Raw genomic sequence first — 18950 nt, forward strand, 5'->3', positions numbered from 1 at the left:
CCCCATGCCTCCAGACGGGACAGATGCCCAGTGGTACGTGCGCGCAACCGGATCGCCGCAGCTATCAGTGTCTTCGGCGAACTGCTGATCACCGCGGGCGTGCTGCTCGGACTCTTCGTCGTCTACTCGCTGTGGTGGACGAACGTCCTCGCCGACCGCGTGGCGGACGAGGAGATCAGCCAGGTCCGTGACCGCTGGGCCGGCGGCCCAGGGGCGCTCGACACCAAGGACGGCATCGGCTTCCTGCACGTCCCGGCCATGAAGAACGGCGAGGTGCTCGTCAAGCAGGGCACCGACTCCAAGGTCCTCAACAACGGTGTCGCCGGCTTCTACACGGACCCGGTCACGTCCGCCCTTCCGACGGCGAAGCAGGGGAACTTCACGCTGGCGGCGCATCGCGACGGCCACGGTGCGAAGTTCCACAACATCCACCGGGTGAGGAACGGCGACTCGATCGTCTTCGAGACCAAGGACGTCTGGTACGTCTACAAGGTCTACAGGACCCTCTCGCAGACGTCGAAGTACAACGTGGACGTCCTGGACCCGGTCCCGAAGCAGTCGGGGAAGACCAAGCCGGGCCGCTACATCACGCTGACGACCTGCACCCCGATGTACACCTCCGACTACCGCTACATCGTCTGGGGCGAGCTGGAGCGTACGGAGAAGGTCGACCGCGACCGTACGCCGCCGGCGGAGCTGCGCTGAGGAGAGCGGCAGCAGCCGCGGACACGGAGCACACGCGGACAGGAGAGAGCCCCGGCATCCATCCTTCGGATGCCGGGGCTCTCTCTTTCGTCGCCGGCGGTCTCGTGAACCGGAACCAGGGATCAGTCGCCGCGTCCGGTCAAGCCGGACTGGCCGAAGATCGTGCCGCCGCCCCCGTCGTCCCCTCCGACGGTGAGCAGGGTGATGGTGTCACCCCTGTTCACCGTGGAGCCGGGCGGCGGGTTGCTGGCCACGACCGTCGCGCCGCCCTTGTCCACCGAGTTGGGCGCGAGCGTGACGACCAGACCGAGGTCCTCGAGCTGCTTCTTCACATCCCGGTACTTCTTGCCCCGGATGTCCGCCGGGACCTGGACCTGCTGCGGCTGCTGCGGGCCCTTGGAGACCTTCAGCGTCACCAGCGTGCCCTCGGCGGCCTTGGAGTCGGCCGGCGGGTTCTGCTCGGTGACCTCGCCCGCGGGCTTGTCCGAGTCGACGTCGACCCTCGCCACCTGGAACTTCAGCGTCTCCAGCTGCGACTTGGCGGAGTCGAACTGCGTGCCGACCACCGGCGGAACCGTCTTCAGCGCCTTCTTCGCGACCGTGATGGTGACCGGGGTGTTCTTCTCGGCCTGCGTACCGCCCTTGGGGTCCTGGTCGAGGACCGTGCCGGGCTCCTCGTCGGACTCCTCCTGCTTGACCTCGATCTGCGAGAAGCCCTTCGACTTGAGCAGCTCCTTGGCGCTCTCCTCGGACTTCTCGGTGACGTCCGGCACCTCGACCGTCGGCGCGCCCTCGGAGACGACGACCTGGATCGTCTCGCCGCTGTCCATCTTGGCGCCGTTGTCGGCCGACGGCGTCTGGCTGCAGATGAAGCCCTTGGGCTGGTCGCAGCGCTGACTGCCGGACTGGGCGACCTTGACGCTCGCGTTGCCCGCGAGCCTCTCGGCCTCGTCGAGCTTCTTGCCGACCAGCTGGGGCACCGGGACCTTGGCCGTGCCGTTGTCGTTGTCGAAGATCGAGCGGCCGATCAGGATCGCGCCCACCAGCACCAGGATGCCCGCCAGCACCAGCAGGATCGTCGACGTGTTCGACTTCTTCTGGCGTCTGCGGTCCGGGCGGTCGTCATAGCCGTAGCCGCCGTCGTCCGGGCTCATGGGCGGCATCATCGACGTCTGCCCCGCCGGGTCGGCCTGGCGCAGTGCCGTCGTCGGCTGGTCGTCCGGCGCATAGCCGCCGTATCCGGCCACACCCATCGCCGCCGTCGCCGCGACGGGCTGGCCGTCGAGGCACGCCTCGATGTCCGCGCGCATCTCGTCGGCCGACTGGTAGCGGTAGTCGGGGTCCTTGACCAGCGCCTTCAGCACGATCGCGTCCATCTCGGGCGTGATCTCGGGGTCGAAGTTGCTGGGCGGCTGCGGCTCCTCCCGTACATGCTGGTACGCGACCGCGACCGGGGAGTCCCCGATGAACGGCGGGCGCACGGTCAGCAGCTCGTAGAGCAGGCAGCCGGTGGAGTACAGGTCGGACCGGGCGTCGACCTGCTCGCCCTTGGCCTGCTCGGGGGAGAGGTACTGGGCCGTGCCGATGACCGCCGCGGTCTGCGTCATGGTCATACCGGAGTCGCCCATGGCGCGGGCGATGCCGAAGTCCATGACCTTGACCTGGCCGGTGCGCGTCAGCATGACGTTCGCCGGCTTGATGTCACGGTGCACGATGCCGGCGCGGTGCGAGTACTCCAGCGCCTGCAGGATGCCGACCGTCATCTCCAGCGTCCGCTCGGGCAGCAGCTTGCGCCCGGAGTGCAGCAGCTCTCTGAGGGTCGAGCCGTCGACGTACTCCATCACGATGTACGGGATGGAGATGTTGTCGACGTAGTCCTCGCCGGTGTCATAGACAGCGACGATCGCCGGGTGGTTGAGCGAGGCGGCCGACTGGGCCTCACGGCGGAACCGGGCCTGGAAGGACGGGTCGCGGGCGAGGTCGGCCCGCAGCGTCTTCACGGCGACGGTGCGGCCGAGCCGGGTGTCGTGGGCGAGGTAGACCTCAGCCATGCCACCACGGCCGAGCACCGAGCCCAGCTCGTACCGGCCGCCGAGGCGACGCGGCTCTTCCATAACTGTTCCAGCCCTCTCCGTCAGTCCCGACCGCACCCGACTGTGTGGTCCGGCGGTGTGCTGTTCGCGCATACGCTACCGGGCACGGCAAGCCGTTCCGCCCGCGACCGGCACCTGATACCCGACCGGTACCGGGGCGCGGACGTCACTTCTTGCCGTCGAGTACCGCCTTCATCACGGCCCTGGCGATCGGGGCTGCCAGGCCACCACCGCTGATGTCGTCACGCGCGGTGCCCGCGGAGTCCTCGACCACGACCGCGACGGCGACCGGGGAGCCGCTGTCCGTCTTGGCGTACGAGATGAACCACGCGTAGGGGCGCTTCTTGTTCCCCTCGCCGTGCTGAGCGGTACCGGTCTTGCCGCCGATCTTGAAACCGTCGATCGCCGCCTTCTTGCCGGTGCCGTTCTCGACGACGTTCTCCATCATCCGCTGCACCAGCTGCGCGTTCTCCGGCGACAGCGGGCGGCTCATCTCCTCGGGATCGTTCTGCTTGAGCACGTCGAGGTTCGGCGCCACCAGCTTGTCGATCATGTACGGCTTCATCAGCTTGCCGTCATTGGCGATCGCCGCCGTGACCATGGCCATCTGCAGCGGCGTGGTCGCGGTGTTGAACTGCCCGATGGCCGACAGCGCGTTGCCACCGCGGTCCATCTTCTTGTCGTACACCGAGGCGGCCGAGCGGACCGGCACGAACTGCTCCGCGTTGAAACCGAACTTCTCCGCCGTCTCCAGCATGTCCTCACGGCCGACCTCGTCACCGAGCTTGGCGAAGACGGAGTTGCAGGAGACCTCCAGCGCCTTGTTCAGGCTCGCGTTCTGGCAGCCCTGCGCGTGGTTCTTCATCGGCGTCGTCGACAGCGGGATGTTGTACGGCTCAGGGGTGTCCGTCGCCGCGTCGATGTCCCTTATCTTGCCGTGCTCCAGGGCCGCGGCCGCCGTGACCACCTTGAAGACCGACCCGGGCGGGTAGATCTCCCGCAGCGCCCGGTTCAGCTTCGGCTTGTCCTTGTCCTTCTCCAGCGCCACCCAGGCCTTCTCGTCCTTGGCCGAGTAGCCGGCGAAGGACGAAGGGTCGTACGAAGGCGTCGAGGCGAGCGCGAGGATCTTCCCGGTCTGCGGGTCTATGGCGGCGACGGCGCCCTTCTTGTCCCCGAGCCCCTCGAAGGCGGCCTTCTGCGCGGCGCCGCTGAGGGTGGTGACGACATTGCCGCCGGTCTTCTTCTCGCCGGTGAACATCGACATGGTCCGGTCGAAGAAGAGCCGGTCGTCGTTGCCGGTGAGGATGCCGTCCTCGATCTTCTCGATCTGACTCGCGTCATAGGCCTGCGAGGCGTAACCCGTGACAGGAGCCCACATCGGACCGTTGATGTAGGTCCGCTTGAACTTGTAGTACGTGTCCTTCGAATCGACGGATCCGGTGATCGGGTTGCCGTCGACGATGATGTTGCCGCGCTCGTTGGCGTACCGCTCGATCTGCACGCGCTTGTTCCGGCCATGGGTGTTCAGCTCGTCGGCGCGGACGTACTGGAGCCAGTTGTCCCGCATCAGCAGCGCGAGGACCAGGAGGCCGCAGAAGATCGCGACCCGGCGCAGGGGCTTGTTCACGGACGGACCACCTGGGTCATCTCGGCGTCGGGGGACGGGGCGGGAGCCGGCGCGGGGCGACGGGCGGTGTCACTGATACGGATCAGGATGCCGATCAGCGCCCAGTTGGCGATGACGGAGGAACCGCCGTACGCGAGGAACGGCATCGTCATACCGGTCAGCGGAATGAGACCCATGACACCGCCGGCGACGACGAAGACCTGCAGAGCGAAAGCCCCGGACAGGCCCATCGCGAGCAGCTTGCCGAACGGGTCCCGGGCAGCCAGCGCGGTACGGACACCGCGCTCGATGATCAGGCCGTACAGCAGCAGGAACGCCATCACACCGGCCAGACCGAGCTCCTCGCCGACCGTGGCGAAGATGAAGTCGGAGTTGGCGGCGAAGCCGATCAGGTCGGAATTGCCCTGGCCGAGCCCGGTACCGAGGATGCCGCCGGACCCGAAGGACATCAGGACCTGAGTCATCTGGTCACAGGCCGCCGACGTCTCCCAGCAGGCGAAGGGGTCGCGCCAGGCCGTCACACGGGCCTGCACATGGCCGGCGAACGACGCCACACCGACAGCGCCGCCGGCGGACATCAGCAGACCCATGACGATCCAGCTGGTCCGCTCCGTCGCCACGTACAGCATGATCACGAACATGCCGAAGAACAGCAGCGAGGTGCCGAGGTCGTTCTCGAAGACCAGGATCAGCAGGCTGATCGCCCAGATCGTGAGGATCGGGCCGAGGTCGCGGCCACGCGGCAGATAGAGACCCATGAAACGCCGGCTGGCCAGAGCCAGCGCGTCACGCTTCACCATCAGATAGCCGGAGAAGAAGATCGCCAGGACGATCTTGGCGAACTCACCGGGCTGGATGGAGAAACCACCCACATTGATCCAGATCTTCGCGCCGAACACGTCGGACCCGAGACCCGGAACGAGCGGCAGCAGCAACAGCACCAGCGCCGCCGCCATCGAGATGTACGTGTACCGCTGCAGCACGCGGTGGTCCTTGAGCACCACCAGCACACCCAAGAACATCGCGATGCCGATCGCGGAGTACATCAGCTGGTTCGGCGCGTCCGGACTGAAGCTCTTGTACAGCCGCATCGACTGGGCGATCAGCCGGGGCGACTGGTCGAGCCGCCAGATCAACACCAGACCGAGCCCGTTCAGCAGCGTCGCCAGCGGCAGCAGCAGCGGATCCGCGTACTTGGCGAACTTGCGCACCACCAGATGCGCCACGCCCGCCAGCAGGCCGAGCCCCAGACCGTAGCCGAGCATGCCCGTGGGGACCTTGCCGTCCAGGGCCAGGCCCACATTCAAGTACGCGAACACCGGAATGACGACGGCGAACCCGAGCAGCGCCAATTCGGTGTTGCGGCGGCTCGGCAATTCGATCGCGCCGATGGTGGTCGTGTTGGTGACAACGCTCATGGTGGTGAAAGGCCCCCCTACGGGTGCTTACTGCTTGCCGCAGTTCGAGGCCAGCTTCTTCTCCTCCTCCGAGAGGCTGGGGCCCGGAGAGGGAGTCGCTGCGGTGGGCTTGGTGTCAGTGGCGGTACCGGCGGGCGGCGGCGTCGCCTTGTCGGCCGCCTTTTCCCTGGCCGCGCGGCGCTGCTCGTCCTTCTTGCAGGCCGAAGCCTGCGTCGCAAGCTCCTGAATCTTGGCCTGCGCCTTGCCGAGGCTGCCGCCGGTGATGGTGTCCTCGACCTGCTTGCGCTGATACGGCGGCAGGTACTTGAGTTCGATCTCGGGATGGTCCTTCTCGACCTCCGACAGCGAAACCCAGGCCAGATCCTGGCTGATGCCCCGGTACAGCGCCACGTGCTCGTCCTTGGCGCCTACGTAGTACTGCGTCTGCGTCCAGCGGAACCCGCCGTACACACCACCGCCGACCACGGCCAGCGCGAGAACGATGAAGAACGAACGCTTCAGCCACTTGCGGCCCGAGCGCGGCTTGCTGAAATCGTCCTCGGTGTACGCGCCGAACGCCCCCCCGGGGGGCATACCGCCATAGCCGACGTCGTCACCACTGCCCGGAGGACCGAAACCACCAGCCGGCGGCTGCGGCGCCGACTGACGGCCCAGCCCCGACGCACGCCCGGCCGGAGTCTGCATGGCCCCGCCGTCGTTCAGCTGCGCCTGGTTCTCCGCGACCGCGCCGACGATCACCGGGGTGTCGTTCAGCTGCCCCGCGAGAGTGTCGCCCGAGTCGGTGTCCAGCACATCCGCGACGATGCACGTGATGTTGTCCGGGCCGCCGCCGCGCAGCGCGAGCTGGATCAGCTCCTGCACGGTCTCCTGCGGACCCTGATAGCTGGCGAGGGTGTCCTCCATCGTCTGATGGGACACCACACCCGACAGCCCGTCGGAACAGATCAGATACCGGTCACCGGCCCGGACCTCCCGGATCGACAGGTCCGGCTCGACATGGTCACCACTGCCCAGCGCCCGCATCAACAGCGACCGCTGCGGATGGGTGGTGGCCTCCTCCTCGGTGATCCGGCCCTCGTCGACCAGCCGCTGCACCCACGTGTGGTCCTGCGTGATCTGCGTCAGCACACCGTCCCGCAGGAGGTACGCGCGCGAGTCGCCGACATGGACCAGACCGAGACGCTGACCCGTCCACAGAAGAGCCGTCAGGGTGGTTCCCATGCCCTCGAGCTGCGGATCCTCCTCGACCATCATCCGAAGCTGGTCGTTGGCGCGCTGCACCGCCATACCGAGCGACGTCAGGATGTCCGAGCCCGGAACGTCGTCGTCGAGCGTGACGAGCGTCGAGATCACCTCCGACGAGGCGACCTCACCGGCGGCCTGGCCGCCCATGCCATCGGCGATGGCCAGCAGTCGGGGACCGGCGTATCCGGAGTCCTCATTGCCCTCGCGGATCATGCCCTTGTGCGATCCGGCGGCAAAGCGCAGGGAGAGACTCATGCGCACCTCGCCAGTCGGATCCGGGTACAACCGGTCTCGAGCCACACTGCCCACCCTCCGGTCGGGAACTCGTGGCGGTCCGCTCCCCGGACCGCCACGGTTCGCTCGCTCCGCTCGCTCATTGTCGTACTACTTCCGCAGCTCGATGACGGTCTTGCCGATGCGGATCGGCGCGCCCAGCGGAATCGGTGTCGGGGTGGTGAGCCGGGTCCGGTCGAGATACGTGCCATTGGTGGACCCGAGATCCTCGACGATCCACTGGCCGTCACGGTCCGGGTAGATCCTGGCATGACGACTGGACGCGTAGTCGTCGTCCAACACGATCGTCGAGTCGTGGGCGCGGCCCAGCGTGATGGTCTGCCCCTGAAGGGCGACCGTCGTGCCGGTCAGCGTGCCCTCGGACACGACCAGCTTGGTCGGCGCGCCACGGCGCTGGCGACTGCCGCCGCCCTGCTGCCCCCGCTGCTGCGGAGGCGCGGCGGCCTGGCGCGCGGCCTGCTGCGGACGCGCGTTCTCGCGGCGCGAGCCGCGCTGCGTGACACGTGTGCCGAACAGGTCACTGCGAATGACCTGGACGGCCACGATCACGAACAGCCACAGAACGGCTAGGAAACCTAGCCGCATGACCGTCAGGGTCAGCTCTGACATTGCCCCCGCTTCACCCTTCGGCTTGCCGGTAAACGATGGTGGTGCTGCCCACGACGATCCGCGAGCCGTCGCGGAGCGTAGCGCGGGTGGTGTGCTGCCCGTCTACCACGATGCCGTTGGTAGACCCGAGATCCTGGATCGTCGAGGGCGTTCCGGTCCGGATCTCACAGTGCCGACGCGAGACGCCGGGGTCGTCGATCCGCACATCGGCGTCGGTGCTGCGTCCCAGCACCAGCGTCGGGCGGGAGATCTGGTGGCGCGTGCCATTGATCTCGATCCAGCGGCGCATCTGCGCGCCGGGCATGGGTGCCGCCGCACCGGGACGGCCGGCGCCGTGCGGCGCCTGACCGGGGCGGGGTGCGCCCGGCGGCGGCGCCGCGGGCATGGGAGGCGCGGCGGCCGGCGGGTAGCCGTAGCCACCTGCGGCCGCGGCAGGACCGCGACCGGGCTGCTGGCCGTGCGCCACCGGGCCGCCGGGGCCACGCTCGGGGGCCTGCGGCTGTGACGTACTCGACGCGAGCGTACGACTGCGCACCCGGTACAGACCGGTGTCGAGGTCGTCGGCCTTCTCCAGATGGACCTTGATCGGGCCCATGAAGGTGTAGCGCTGCTGCTTCGCGTAGTCGCGCACCAGGCCGGACAGCTCGTCGCCGAGCTGGCCCGAGTACGGGCTGAGGCGCTCGTAGTCCGGCGCGCTCAGCTCCACGATGAAGTCATTGGGGACGACGGTCCGCTCACGATTCCAGATCGTCGCGTTGTTGTCGCACTCCCGCTGGAGGGCGCCCGCGATCTCGACCGGCTGGACCTCGGACTTGAAGACCTTGGCGAAGGTGCCGTTGACCAGACCTTCGAGACGCTGCTCGAAACGCTTCATGACTCCCATGGGGCACCTCCTCCGTCGTAACCGTCCTGGTACTGCTTACTGATCGTATCCACGCGTCGGGAAATCGGCTGGTTCCCCTTCTCTGCCCTGTGGACGAGTGTCACCTCTCACACGGATCGTAGAGGCGGCCTCCCGACAGTGTCCCGCACCCGGAGTGCGGGACGGAGGAGCGGGTGGCGCACCTCTCCTTCTTTCCACTCCGGTTCTCGGCCCATCCACGTGGCTGATGGCCGGTGTGCGGTGGACGGTGGTGGCGGGCGTCGGGCCGCGGTTCCGAGCCCAGATCCCTGTCTTCCCACCCTCCCCCGGCTCACGCCCCGGCTCGTCGCGCGGCTCTCCCCCCGCTGCTGTTCGCCCGCACGGACCCCGAAACAACGGATGTGAATCCACCGTCGGCACCGTGCTAATCTTCTGATGTCGCCAGGCGCTCGCACCGAACAGGTGAGGGAGCAAGGAGACACACCCAATGCGCGGGTGGCGGAATAGGCAGACGCGCTGGATTCAGGTTCCAGTGCCCGAAAGGGCGTGGGGGTTCAACTCCCCCCTCGCGCACCAGACGGAAGCCCCGTAGGTCATCGACCTACGGGGCTTCCGCGTTTTCCGGACACGTTCCGGATAGGCTCCGGCGCCTTGGCCGGCACGTTGACCCGGCACGTGGACGGGGACGTTGCCCGGACCACACGTCCCGACTGGGGTCGCGACCTTCGTCGCACGCGGAGGAGACGAAAGAGGACCGCGAGCGCGACGCCCGGCTGCCTAGGGTGCGAGCGTGGACGTGTCATCGAAGATCAGAGCGGGCCTGCAGTGGCTCGCGGCGCCCGAGCTGTGGTCGCGGCGACGGACAGCCGGCGAGGTCGTGCTCGCGGTCGTCATGGCACTGCTCGCCGCCGGCACCGAGGAACTGCTGGGCGGCGAGGGATGGCGCCTGGCCTGGGTGGCGCTCGCCACCGTCGTCCTGTCCCTGCTGCGACGCCGGCTTCCCGCCACCGTCCTCGTCATCACCGGAGCCCTCGCCCCGCTCATCGCCGGATTCGGCCCGCTCCTCATGCTCGTCGGCTGGTCCGCCGGACGGTACGTCGCCGGAGCCGGCCGCGCACTCACCGCCTTCACCGCCTCCTACGCCCTCTTCACCAGCGTCACCGTCCTCGACACCTGGGACCAGCAGCGCGCCCTCAGTCTGGCGTTCATGACCACGCTGTACTTCCTCGCGACGACGGTCGTACCAGGACTGGGCAGCCGCTACTGGACCCAGCGGCGGACCCTCCTGCACACCCTGCAGGAGCGCAACGCACAACTCCTGCGCGAACGGGCCATGATCGCCGGACAGGCACGCCTGCGCGAACGGCAGCGCATCGCACAGGACATGCACGACAGCCTCGGCCACCAGCTGGCGCTCATCGCCGTGCACACCGGCGCCCTCGAAGTCGACCGGGAACTGACCGACCGCCAGCGCGGCGCCGTCTCCGTACTGCGCAACGCCTCCGTGACCGCCATGCACGAGCTGCGCGAAGTCGTCGGCATCCTCCGAGACGGAGTCGAGGCGCCCACATCCGTCGAAGCCGCCGCCGTAGCCCTGGACGAGACAGGACGGGCGGCCCGAGGCATCGCCGGCATCGAAGGCCTCGCGCACGCCGCGCGAGTCGCGGGCAACGCCGTCGAACTCAGGCGCCGCGGCGACGCCCGACCACTCGCCGCGGCCCCCGACCACGCGGCCTACCGCATCGTGCAGGAGGCACTGACCAACGCCTACAAACACGCACCCGGCGCCCCCATCACCATCGAGCTGCGCTACGAGCCCGACTCCTTCGTCGTCGAGATCGTCAACGAACCGGCCACCGACCTTCCCGACGAGGTCGTCAGCGGCGGACAAGGACTCACCGGCCTCCACGAGCGGGCCCGGCTCGTCGGCGGAATGGTGCACGCCGGCCCCGCCGACAGCGGCGGGTTCCGCGTCGCCGGAGTTCTGCCCTACGGAGTCGTGGAAGCCGCGCCTTTGGTTGACGCCGCCGACGACTTCCGACAGCAGTCGCCCGCACACCCCTTCCGCGACGGTGGTCCGGTCATGGACTGGACGATCACAGAGCGGGAGTTGGCGATGGCGGTAAACGGGGGCAGGAGCAAGGGCGGCGGCATAGCACTGGGATGCGGCATCGCGTTCGCGGCGCTCGTCCTGCTGATGGTGGCCGGCGGCTTCGGGCTCTACTTCCTCGTGGGGTCGCTCGACAAGGCGATGATCGGCCCCGGCCAGTACGAAGCGGTCCGTGTCGGCGCCGCAGAGACCGAGGTCCGCGACCAGCTGCCCAGCGGCGACACGTTCGCGACGACAGGCCTCCACGGAAAGGGCCCCAAAGAGCCCGAGGGATCCAAATGCCTGGTCCTGATGTCCTCCGAGCCGGGGGACGACCTGGAGACCGAGCCGGTTTTCCGGTTCTGCTTCAAGGACGGCAAGCTGATCGAGAAAAAGTCGTACAACGTCAAGCGCTAGCCGCGTCGGTGGCGACAGCGGGCAAGCTGTCGCCGACGTCGACGACGCCGACCGGTAGCTGTGGGGGTGGGGAGTGGCAGGGCCACGCATCAGGGTCGTCATAGCCGATGACGAACCCCTCATCAGGGCCGGGATCCGGATGATCCTCACCTCCGACCCGGACATCGAAGTGGTCGCCGAGGCGGCGAACGGCCGCGAAGCCGTCGACCTCGCCCGCGCCCACGCCGTCGACGTGGTGCTCCTCGACATCCAGATGCCGGTCCTCGACGGCCTCGCCGCACTCCCCGAGCTGCGCCGAGCCGCCCCGGCGGCCAGAGTGATCATCCTGACCACCTTCGGCGAGCGGGACAACGTCCTGCGGGCGCTGGAACACGGTGGCGCCGGATTCCTGCTGAAGGACACCGCCCCGGCCGAGCTGATCATGGCCGTGCGGGCAGCGGCCGCCGGGGACGCCTACCTCTCACCGGCAGCGACCAGGCATGTCGTGGAGCAGCTGGCCTCCGGTCGGGCGGCGGCGCGCAACGAAGCAGCACGGGAACGCGTCGCCGCGCTGAGCGAACGGGAACGCGATGTCCTGGCCCTGCTCGGTGAGGGACTGTCCAACGCCGACGCCGGAAAACGGCTGCACATGAGCGAGGCGACGGTGAAGACGTACGTGAGCCGCATCCTCGCCAAGCTGGGTTGCGACAACCGCGTCCAGGCCGCACTCCTGGCGCGGGACGCCGGCCTGTAGGCGCGGCGGGTGCCGCAGCTCCGCGGCCTTGTCCGTGTGAGTGCGGTGGGATGGCAGGGCCCCGGCCGGGCCCTGGCCAGAAGACATCCGGCCCCGCGGCCTGTCCCCTGGAAGAGCGGCCGGGTTTTCCACAATCCTCGGGTTGTCCACAGGGGCAGACGGCTTCCAGCCACCGACGGTACGGTCTGGGCAGTTGATGTTGATCCACGTCGTGGCGCACACGCCCACGACCACCAGGTCACGGGGGAGGCGGTGTCATGGGCGAGACCCGGGCAGCGGTGCCGGCACAGCGAGGAACGGACGGAGAACGCATCCCACCGGTCCCCGGCTTCGCCCCGCGCGCCACCACGACCACCGCAACCGCTCAGAAGGCGGCCGACTCCCCCAAAACACGGGGAAAGGCACTGCGCGACCGTGTACCGCGCGCCGGGCACAGCGCGCTGACCCTCACCTCCGACCGGCCCGACGCCGTCCGGGCCGTCGAGGAGTCCAGCCGGGGACGGGTGCCGGAACTGACGCCCATACGCGTGGGCCGCATGGCCGCCACCCCCTTCGCCTTTCTCCGAGGTTCCGCCGGCCTGATGGCCCACGACCTCATGACGACACCGGTCACCGGCGTAGGCGCCCAGATCTGTGGCGACGCCCACGCGGCGAACTTCGGCCTCTACGGCGACGCGCGCGGCCGGCTCGTCATCGACCTCAACGACTTCGACGAGACCGTCGTCGGCCCCTGGGAGTGGGACCTCAAGCGCCTCGCCACCTCGCTCGTCCTGGCCGGGCGCGAGGCAGGCGCCGACGAGGTCACCTGCCGGGCAGCCGCCTTCGACACCGTCGGCGCCTACCGCCGGACCATGCGCCTGCTTGCCAGACTGCCGGTACTCGACGCCTGGAACGCCATCGCCGACGAGGAACTCGTCTCCCACACCGACGCCCGCGACCTGCTCGGCACGCTGGAAAGGGTCTCCGAGAAGGCCAGACAGAACACCAGCGCCCGGTTCGCCGCCAAGTCGACCGAGGCTGTGACCGACGCCGAGGGCACAGGGGGACGACGCTTCGTCGACGCACCACCCGTACTGCGACGCGTCCCCGACCAGGAAGCGGCAACCGTCGCGGCCGCGCTCGGCCCCTATCTGGAGACACTTCCCGACGACCGGCTGCCGCTGCTCGCGCGGTACGCGATACACGACGTCGCCTTCCGGGTCGTCGGCACCGGAAGCGTGGGCACCCGGTCGTATGTGGTCCTGCTCCTCGACCACCGGGGTGAGCCACTCGTCCTTCAGGTCAAGGAAGCCAGACCGTCCGTGCTGCTGCCCTACCTGCCCGGAGCCGGCTTCGAGGCCCCGGACGCGGGGCACGAAGGGCAACGCGTCGTGCACGGACAGAAGCGGATGCAGGTCGTCAGCGACATCCTCTCTTCGACTACACGACATAGGTTGTCTGACCTGCGAAAACCCCGGTCGGCAGTGTGTTTGCGGACAGACAGCCGACCGGGGCGCTCCCAGGGTATGACGAAGCCCCGCCCATGCGCCACGGGGGATGGACGCACGGACGGGGCAGTGAGACCGGCCTGAGCCGGTGGCTTCATTCGTCAGTGATGCACTTCGGGCACGATACAGCGCGCTGCCACTCGTCCACCTTGCCGGTTGCTCCGCACGCCGGCTTGCCGTCTTCGGTCAGCGCGTGAACGGTCAGCACGTCGTCACCAACGGTGCCGGTTACCCGAACCGATCGCTCATGCTCAGTCATGGTCACTCGTTGCTCTTCCTGATCGTCCGGGGATCGTGCGGGTGTCCGTGAACCATGTGTGTGCGCATGGCGAGAACAACGGGGCGCGCACCGGAGACGCTTCCGGACGTGATCACGTGCCTGATGCAATTCCGCAGGAAGCGGCACACGGGGCATGTGGCAGGGTCCGCAAGGCCACGGCGCGGAGTACGCAGATTCAGCATTAGCACCGGCGTTCCCCCCGTGACTTGCAGTCGGGCAGTGCGCACGGTGGCGGAGTAGATCCGGGCGGGAAGTACACGACCCCGGAAGTCACGTCCAGCGCTCCGCCGTACGGTGTCCACCAACCGGCCGGAGAGTTCGCGTACGGGCCGGTGGGGTCGTCAAGGAGCGTTATTAGCTCCGGCTCAGGTAAGGCGCTTGTACGGGCGCTCAGCCGTTTTGCCGGGGCGGTCACCCGACCTTCGCCCCATCGTTGATCCACGCCTTGACGCGCGAGAGCTTCGGTTCTTCGTGCGGGTGATTGTTGATCTCAATGAGAAGGTCACGGTCCCACGACGTGTCCCACTGTTTCGCCAACGCGTGGCACACGTCGCACCCGGTGCGCACGGTTGCACGGATCTCCGGCTGACGGTGGGACACGATCTCTCGTGGTGCCTCAGACAAGTTCGCCACCCTCTCTCGCTCGTGGAACGGGGAAGGGTGGCGGACGGTCGGGGGAATGGCGCTCCCCGATCCGTACAGCGACCTTCCCCGCGTTTTCACGCGGTCCGCTGTGGTCATGTTTTGTTGTCCTCACTCCGGGGTGAGTTGATCATCCGTCAGGAGTGGTGCCGTTTCAGGCTACGCCTACGAAACTGTCTCGTCAGCCGTTTCGTCACGGGTAGTTGGCTCGTCATCCGTCAGGGTGTAGGTCGTGCGCCCCACGGTCACCGAAACTGAGCCTTCCCGGATTGCTTGCGCTGCACGCTCGAAGTCTTCCGCCCGTTCCTTGTTGTCTCGCGCCACCCGTTCCCACATAGCGGCCTTGCCCTCAAGTTTGGCCAGAATCTCACCGACGCTCGTGAAGCTCTTCGTCTTCGGTCCGACAATGCCCGTGTTGAAGTCGTCGTCAATGTCCATGACTTGAGGGTACGCAGAAGCCCCCGCACCAACTACCGGGAAGGCAGTCAGTACGGGGGCTCAGCGGGTTACTTGCAGAACGACGACTTGACCGCTTCCACGATCTTCGCTCCCTGAGCGTCCGTGAGCTGTCCGGCCGTTCCCCCGCTGTACCGGTAGTTGGCGTTACTCGCCATGGTCGCAGCGTCCTTGCCGGCCTTGAGGTCCTGACAGACGTTCCGGGCTCGTCTGACAGCTCGTTCTTCGTCTGCCGCAAGCTCCGGCTTGATGTTGCCCAGCGCGGTCACGAGCGCCTTCGTCTGTGCGGCATCCGGCGACGGAATCGGGTCAGCCACCGGGGCAGCCGAAGTCTTCACCGGCGCGGAGCTGGGCGCGGTAGCTGTGTCGTCGTCACTGCCCCCGCATCCGGCAAGAGCGAAGACGGCAACGGCAGCGAGAGCGGGCAGGGTGTAGCGCATGGTTCCCCCCATGTGTGTGTCATGTACAGGAATCGTGAAGGGTAGCCCATGGGTACGACAAAGCCCCGTACCAACCGCCGGAGTGGCAGTCAGCACGGGGCTCAGGTCGTCGTCAGACGCTCAGGGCAGCGTCAAGCTCCTTGTACTTGCGTCGGACGGTGGCAGGGTGACGGGTAGCGGCCTTGCCCACCTCTTCGGGGCTCAGTCGGTGTCGCCAACCCTTCTCAATGATCTCGTCGGCTTCCTTGTTGCTCAGCCGGTCGGCAACGGGCTCAGCCGGCTCGTCCTGGGGCTCCGGCTCCGGAAGCTCGTCCTGAACGGGCTCGTCCGGGGCGTTGAACTCCGGAGCGTCTTCCGGCTCGTACCGCTCGAACAGGACAGTCTCCGGCGGGTTGTGCACCACCATGCGGGCAGCAACGGGCTCGTCCAGAATGGCGCGCTCCCAGGGGGCAAGCCCTTCGTCGTACAGCTCCTTGAACGCGTCCGCCTTCGTGGCCTTGTGCTCCGCGTCGGCAAGGGCAGCCATGTAGACCGGGCCGACTTCGGCAAGGAGCATGACGAGCGCCGGAGCGATCAAGTGAACGGCCACACCGACCGCGTCACGATCCGAGACGCTGAGCCACACGTTCAAGAACACGCTACTGAGACCGGTGAGCCACCGGAAGGCAACCGGCCACTTCCCCAGCTTCGTCACGCCATGCCGGGCAAGGGTGCTCTCCGCGCTCAACGCCATGATGAACGCCGCGTCAACGATCAAGCCCAGCACGAAGCCGGACCACTCCCACTCACTGTGTGCCGACACGAACGGCGTGGTCGTCATCAGTGAGTAGAAGACGAGTCCAGTGATCAGGAACCAACGGCCACCGGTCAGCACCCGCCGGGTTCTCCGGATCGTGCGCTGAGCCGGCGTGACCGTTGGCTTCTCAGCCTTGCTCTTCCCCATGTCGCTTGCCCCTCAAGTGGCTTGACGTTCTGTCAGGCGCTCTTGAGCGAAGGGGATTCCTACGCGTCGCACTCAGCCCGGTACCGTGCCGCTGCCTCTTCGTCCCACACGGTCCACGGGTCTCCGTCCGGGGCGTATCTGCCTAGGTCAGCGTTCCACTTCCACGGGTGCACACCGATTGCGTGCCCCGTGATGCTGGAGTGCGCGACTATACGGAAGCGTGGTGGACCGTGCCTGACGAGCATCTGAGCGACGATCACGCCGTATGTCTCAAGGACGCGGCTCACGTCTTGCTCAGTCATCACATGCTCTTCACCGGCTTCGCTGTGTTCGGGTGCGGGTTTCCATGTCCAGCCACCTTCCGGAGTCGGGACGTAGAACTCAAGGGTGAGCTTCACCTTCGGGGCTACGCGCCATGGCATACGTGCGTCACCACCTGGGACTTTGTGTCACCGGCCGTTTGGCCGATTCCCATGGTGTGGGGGGCATCCGACCTTGTACCCCGTGCACCACACAAGTAACACAAGGCAACCGGACGGCTCCGGAGTGTTGGCCATAGCTTGCTTTTCCGTGCTGATCGAACATGCGTACGAGGATACTCCCAGCCACCGACATATGCCAGAGAGTAACGGAGTGTGATCACTTTGTGCGTTTGTGAAACGACTAAGCGCGAAAAGGGGTCAACCCACTCTTGAGAGTAGGCTGACCCCTTATCAGGCTCAGTTGACGCGGACCCACCGGAAAAGGTGCGCTTGCTTCGGGTTGCCGTTGCACTTCTCGCCGTGTGCGACGCACTTGAGTTCCCGTACCTGAGCCATTTTCTTACCCCTTCGCTCCGTCGTTCTTACAAGAGAATCGTACCACGTAACCACTCTTAAGAGTAGGCACTGACGCGACGAAGCCCCCTAACTCCCGTAGGAATCAGGGGGCTTCGTATGCGCTCAGCTCTGTATGTACCCGATTCGCTCGAACCGAGAGACTTCGTATGCCGCAGCGTCAGCGGCGTAACCCGGCTCGAACCCGTCCGCTTCATAGTCGAACGTCCAGCCGGTCAGCTCGTCGCCACCGCTCAGGAGAACGCGCACGGTCAGCGTCTCGCCGTTCAAGGTGACTTCGGCAGTCTGCTTGCTATCGGCGTTGGTGAGCTTCACGGTGTCCATGTTTCCCCTTCGGCGTTTCGTGCTTACAAGGGAATCATAGCCTACTCTTAAGAGTAGGCACAAGCTCAGCGCTCGTCTCCGGGCCACCCGTAGTACGCGCCTTGCAACTCATCAATCAGCTTGCGGAGTTGCGCCCGGTCGCGTATCACGAGTTCGTTCCCGTACGAGCTTCCGGCGCTCGTGTGCACACCGTGAGCCCGTACGCGAAGTTCCCCGGTCCGCTTGTCCCGCACGAGCTGAGCGCCCACATCATCCAGCGGGCTTCCCGTCAAGCGAAGCGGAATCTCAGGAATCATTGCGCTCGTCTCCGTGGCAAACGGTGTGCGTGGTGGGGCTGTTCGGGACCGGAACCACAGTGGTACCGCCGGAACGCTGCGGGCTCTTCGGCGTGGTCGGCTTGTTGAAGTTGGGACGCGGAGCCGGAGCCGGACGCGGAGCGGGGGCAGGTGCGATGCGCGGAGCCGGAGCCGGACGCGGGACGCTGAAACCAACCGTCGTGTACGTGTCGCAACGGGTGTCGTCGTCCCCGTCAGCGGCACAGCCGGCCACCATGAGCGCGCCCACGAGAACGGCCGAAGCGGCAGCGGCAACCTTCGTGCCGGTGCTCATCTTGTCCTTGCTGTACGAGTTCATTCGTTGCTCTCCTCAACGTCGCGGTAATTGACCTTGCGCTTCCATGCGTCGCGCACCTGGGCAGCGATCAGGGACAGTGCGTCAGTCTTCTTGGGTCCGTATCCGTGCGAACCGTTCAGTTGGCCGTGGCGCTCAAGGTCTAGCCATTCGGCAACCATGTCGTCCAGCACGTCAATTGCGGCAGGGTCAAGCTCAAGGAACGGGTTCTTGTCGCTCACACCCGTACCGGAGCGGAGGGGATTCCCCTCAAGCGAAGAGCCGGCCAACCCACTCTTGAGAGTAGGCTGACCGGCTCGTTGGTCATTCGGTGTCGTTGGTGTCACGAGCAAGGAAGCGCGCAAGGGCAAGCACGTCTTCCGGGTACGCGTCGTTCGTCAGGGTGGCCTCACGGATCAACCGCACAGCCACCCGGTACGTGTCCACGCGCTCAGCAAGGTCTTCCGCTGCCCGCTGTGCCCGTGACGTGAGTACAGGGGGCTTGAACTCCGGGATCGTCACGGACGGAGACCGCGCGCAATGAGATCCTGATACGCGCGTTCCTGGGGGCTCATGGTGCGACGCTCGTAGGTCTGCCCCCGGAAGGTGAGCGAAGTCTTCGCGGTCTCGCGCGTGACCTTCTCCTGTTCAGCGGCAGTCTCGTTCAGCCACGCGGCAAGCTCACGCATCTCGCGCGGGGACAGCTTCGCGCGGTCACCCGGAACGGCCAGAGACGCAATGCCCGGCTCACTGTCCTTCGTGAACGCAACGACGCGCTCACCGGTCTTCGTCTTGAGTACGGCCTTCGTCTCGCGGGTGACGCTCAGCATGGGTGCGGTCT

General features: G+C 67.0%; 18 protein-coding genes and 1 tRNA gene. 5 read left to right on the forward strand and 14 right to left on the reverse strand.

Translation table 11 applies throughout. The features are described from left to right. Window positions 1–30: 30 nt before the first annotated feature. Complete coding sequence (locus ACZ5VC_RS14705) at window positions 31–705, forward strand: class E sortase (RefSeq protein ID WP_469120411.1); 675 nt, start codon at window positions 31–33, stop codon at window positions 703–705. 122 nt (window positions 706–827) lie between these two features. Here ACZ5VC_RS14705 and pknB read toward each other — a convergent pair whose 3' ends face one another. The 6 genes from pknB to ACZ5VC_RS14735 form a co-directional block, all read right to left on the reverse strand. Continuing rightward, window positions 828–2819, reverse strand: coding sequence for a Stk1 family PASTA domain-containing Ser/Thr kinase (gene pknB / locus ACZ5VC_RS14710; protein ID WP_469120412.1), 1992 nt, complete (start codon window positions 2817–2819; stop codon window positions 828–830). A 145-nt stretch (window positions 2820–2964) separates the two neighbouring features. After that, a complete protein-coding gene (locus ACZ5VC_RS14715) occupies window positions 2965–4425 on the reverse strand; it encodes a peptidoglycan D,D-transpeptidase FtsI family protein (RefSeq protein ID WP_469120413.1) in 1461 nt (486 codons plus the stop codon). Continuing rightward, window positions 4422–5843 (reverse strand): FtsW/RodA/SpoVE family cell cycle protein, encoded by a 1422-nt coding sequence (locus ACZ5VC_RS14720; protein ID WP_469120414.1) that lies wholly within the window; start codon window positions 5841–5843, stop codon window positions 4422–4424. The genes ACZ5VC_RS14715 and ACZ5VC_RS14720 overlap by 4 nt, the downstream gene beginning before the upstream one ends. 27 nt (window positions 5844–5870) lie before the next feature. Next, a complete protein-coding gene (locus tag ACZ5VC_RS14725) occupies window positions 5871–7343 on the reverse strand; it encodes a Stp1/IreP family PP2C-type Ser/Thr phosphatase (RefSeq protein WP_469120415.1) in 1473 nt (490 codons plus the stop codon). A gap of 129 nt (window positions 7344–7472) precedes the next feature. Then, on the reverse strand, window positions 7473–7991 hold the full coding sequence (locus tag ACZ5VC_RS14730; protein ID WP_469120416.1) for an FHA domain-containing protein FhaB/FipA: 519 nt from the start codon (window positions 7989–7991) through the stop codon (window positions 7473–7475). 10 nt (window positions 7992–8001) lie between these two features. Next, on the reverse strand, window positions 8002–8874 hold the full coding sequence (locus tag ACZ5VC_RS14735) for an FhaA domain-containing protein (RefSeq protein ID WP_469120417.1): 873 nt from the start codon (window positions 8872–8874) through the stop codon (window positions 8002–8004). A gap of 468 nt (window positions 8875–9342) precedes the next feature. On the opposite strand from ACZ5VC_RS14735, the gene ACZ5VC_RS14740 reads away from it, so the two are divergent. The 4 genes from ACZ5VC_RS14740 (at window position 9343) to ACZ5VC_RS14755 (ending at window position 13663) form a co-directional block, all read left to right on the forward strand. Beyond that, window positions 9343–9429 (forward strand) — tRNA-Leu (locus tag ACZ5VC_RS14740). Between the two features lie 214 nt (window positions 9430–9643). Beyond that, window positions 9644–11359 carry a sensor histidine kinase gene (locus tag ACZ5VC_RS14745; RefSeq protein ID WP_469120418.1) on the forward strand — a complete coding sequence of 572 codons (1716 nt, stop codon included), beginning with the start codon at window positions 9644–9646 and terminating at the stop codon, window positions 11357–11359. 73 nt (window positions 11360–11432) lie between these two features. After that, entirely contained in the window at window positions 11433–12092 is a 660-nt protein-coding gene (locus ACZ5VC_RS14750; RefSeq protein WP_469120419.1) for a response regulator transcription factor, read from the forward strand. Window positions 12093–12349: 257 nt separating this feature from the next. After that, on the forward strand, window positions 12350–13663 hold the full coding sequence (locus ACZ5VC_RS14755) for a DUF2252 domain-containing protein (protein ID WP_469120420.1): 1314 nt from the start codon (window positions 12350–12352) through the stop codon (window positions 13661–13663). A 10-nt stretch (window positions 13664–13673) separates the two neighbouring features. On the opposite strand, the gene ACZ5VC_RS14760 is transcribed toward ACZ5VC_RS14755, so the two are convergent. From ACZ5VC_RS14760 to ACZ5VC_RS14795, 8 genes are all read right to left on the reverse strand, one after another. Beyond that, entirely contained in the window at window positions 13674–13838 is a 165-nt protein-coding gene (locus tag ACZ5VC_RS14760) for a hypothetical protein (protein ID WP_469120421.1), read from the reverse strand. An 828-nt stretch (window positions 13839–14666) separates the two neighbouring features. Further along, window positions 14667–14939: a hypothetical protein gene (locus ACZ5VC_RS14765; RefSeq protein ID WP_469120422.1), complete on the reverse strand. Its 273-nt coding sequence runs from the start codon at window positions 14937–14939 to the stop codon at window positions 14667–14669. A 68-nt stretch (window positions 14940–15007) separates the two neighbouring features. Beyond that, window positions 15008–15397 carry a DUF732 domain-containing protein gene (locus ACZ5VC_RS14770; protein ID WP_469120423.1) on the reverse strand — a complete coding sequence of 130 codons (390 nt, stop codon included), beginning with the start codon at window positions 15395–15397 and terminating at the stop codon, window positions 15008–15010. Between the two features lie 112 nt (window positions 15398–15509). Continuing rightward, a complete protein-coding gene (locus ACZ5VC_RS14775; RefSeq protein ID WP_469120424.1) occupies window positions 15510–16340 on the reverse strand; it encodes a hypothetical protein in 831 nt (276 codons plus the stop codon). A gap of 941 nt (window positions 16341–17281) precedes the next feature. After that, window positions 17282–17500 carry a hypothetical protein gene (locus tag ACZ5VC_RS14780; RefSeq protein WP_469120425.1) on the reverse strand — a complete coding sequence of 73 codons (219 nt, stop codon included), beginning with the start codon at window positions 17498–17500 and terminating at the stop codon, window positions 17282–17284. Between the two features lie 629 nt (window positions 17501–18129). Then, complete coding sequence (locus ACZ5VC_RS14785) at window positions 18130–18351, reverse strand: hypothetical protein (protein WP_469120426.1); 222 nt, start codon at window positions 18349–18351, stop codon at window positions 18130–18132. Window positions 18352–18433: 82 nt separating this feature from the next. Next, window positions 18434–18631, reverse strand: coding sequence for a hypothetical protein (locus ACZ5VC_RS14790; protein ID WP_469120427.1), 198 nt, complete (start codon window positions 18629–18631; stop codon window positions 18434–18436). Beyond that, window positions 18628–18939 carry a hypothetical protein gene (locus ACZ5VC_RS14795; RefSeq protein ID WP_469120428.1) on the reverse strand — a complete coding sequence of 104 codons (312 nt, stop codon included), beginning with the start codon at window positions 18937–18939 and terminating at the stop codon, window positions 18628–18630. The genes ACZ5VC_RS14790 and ACZ5VC_RS14795 overlap by 4 nt, the downstream gene beginning before the upstream one ends. Window positions 18940–18950: the final 11 nt, after the last annotated feature.

The organism is Streptomyces sp. NPDC033174 (assembly GCF_055577795.1).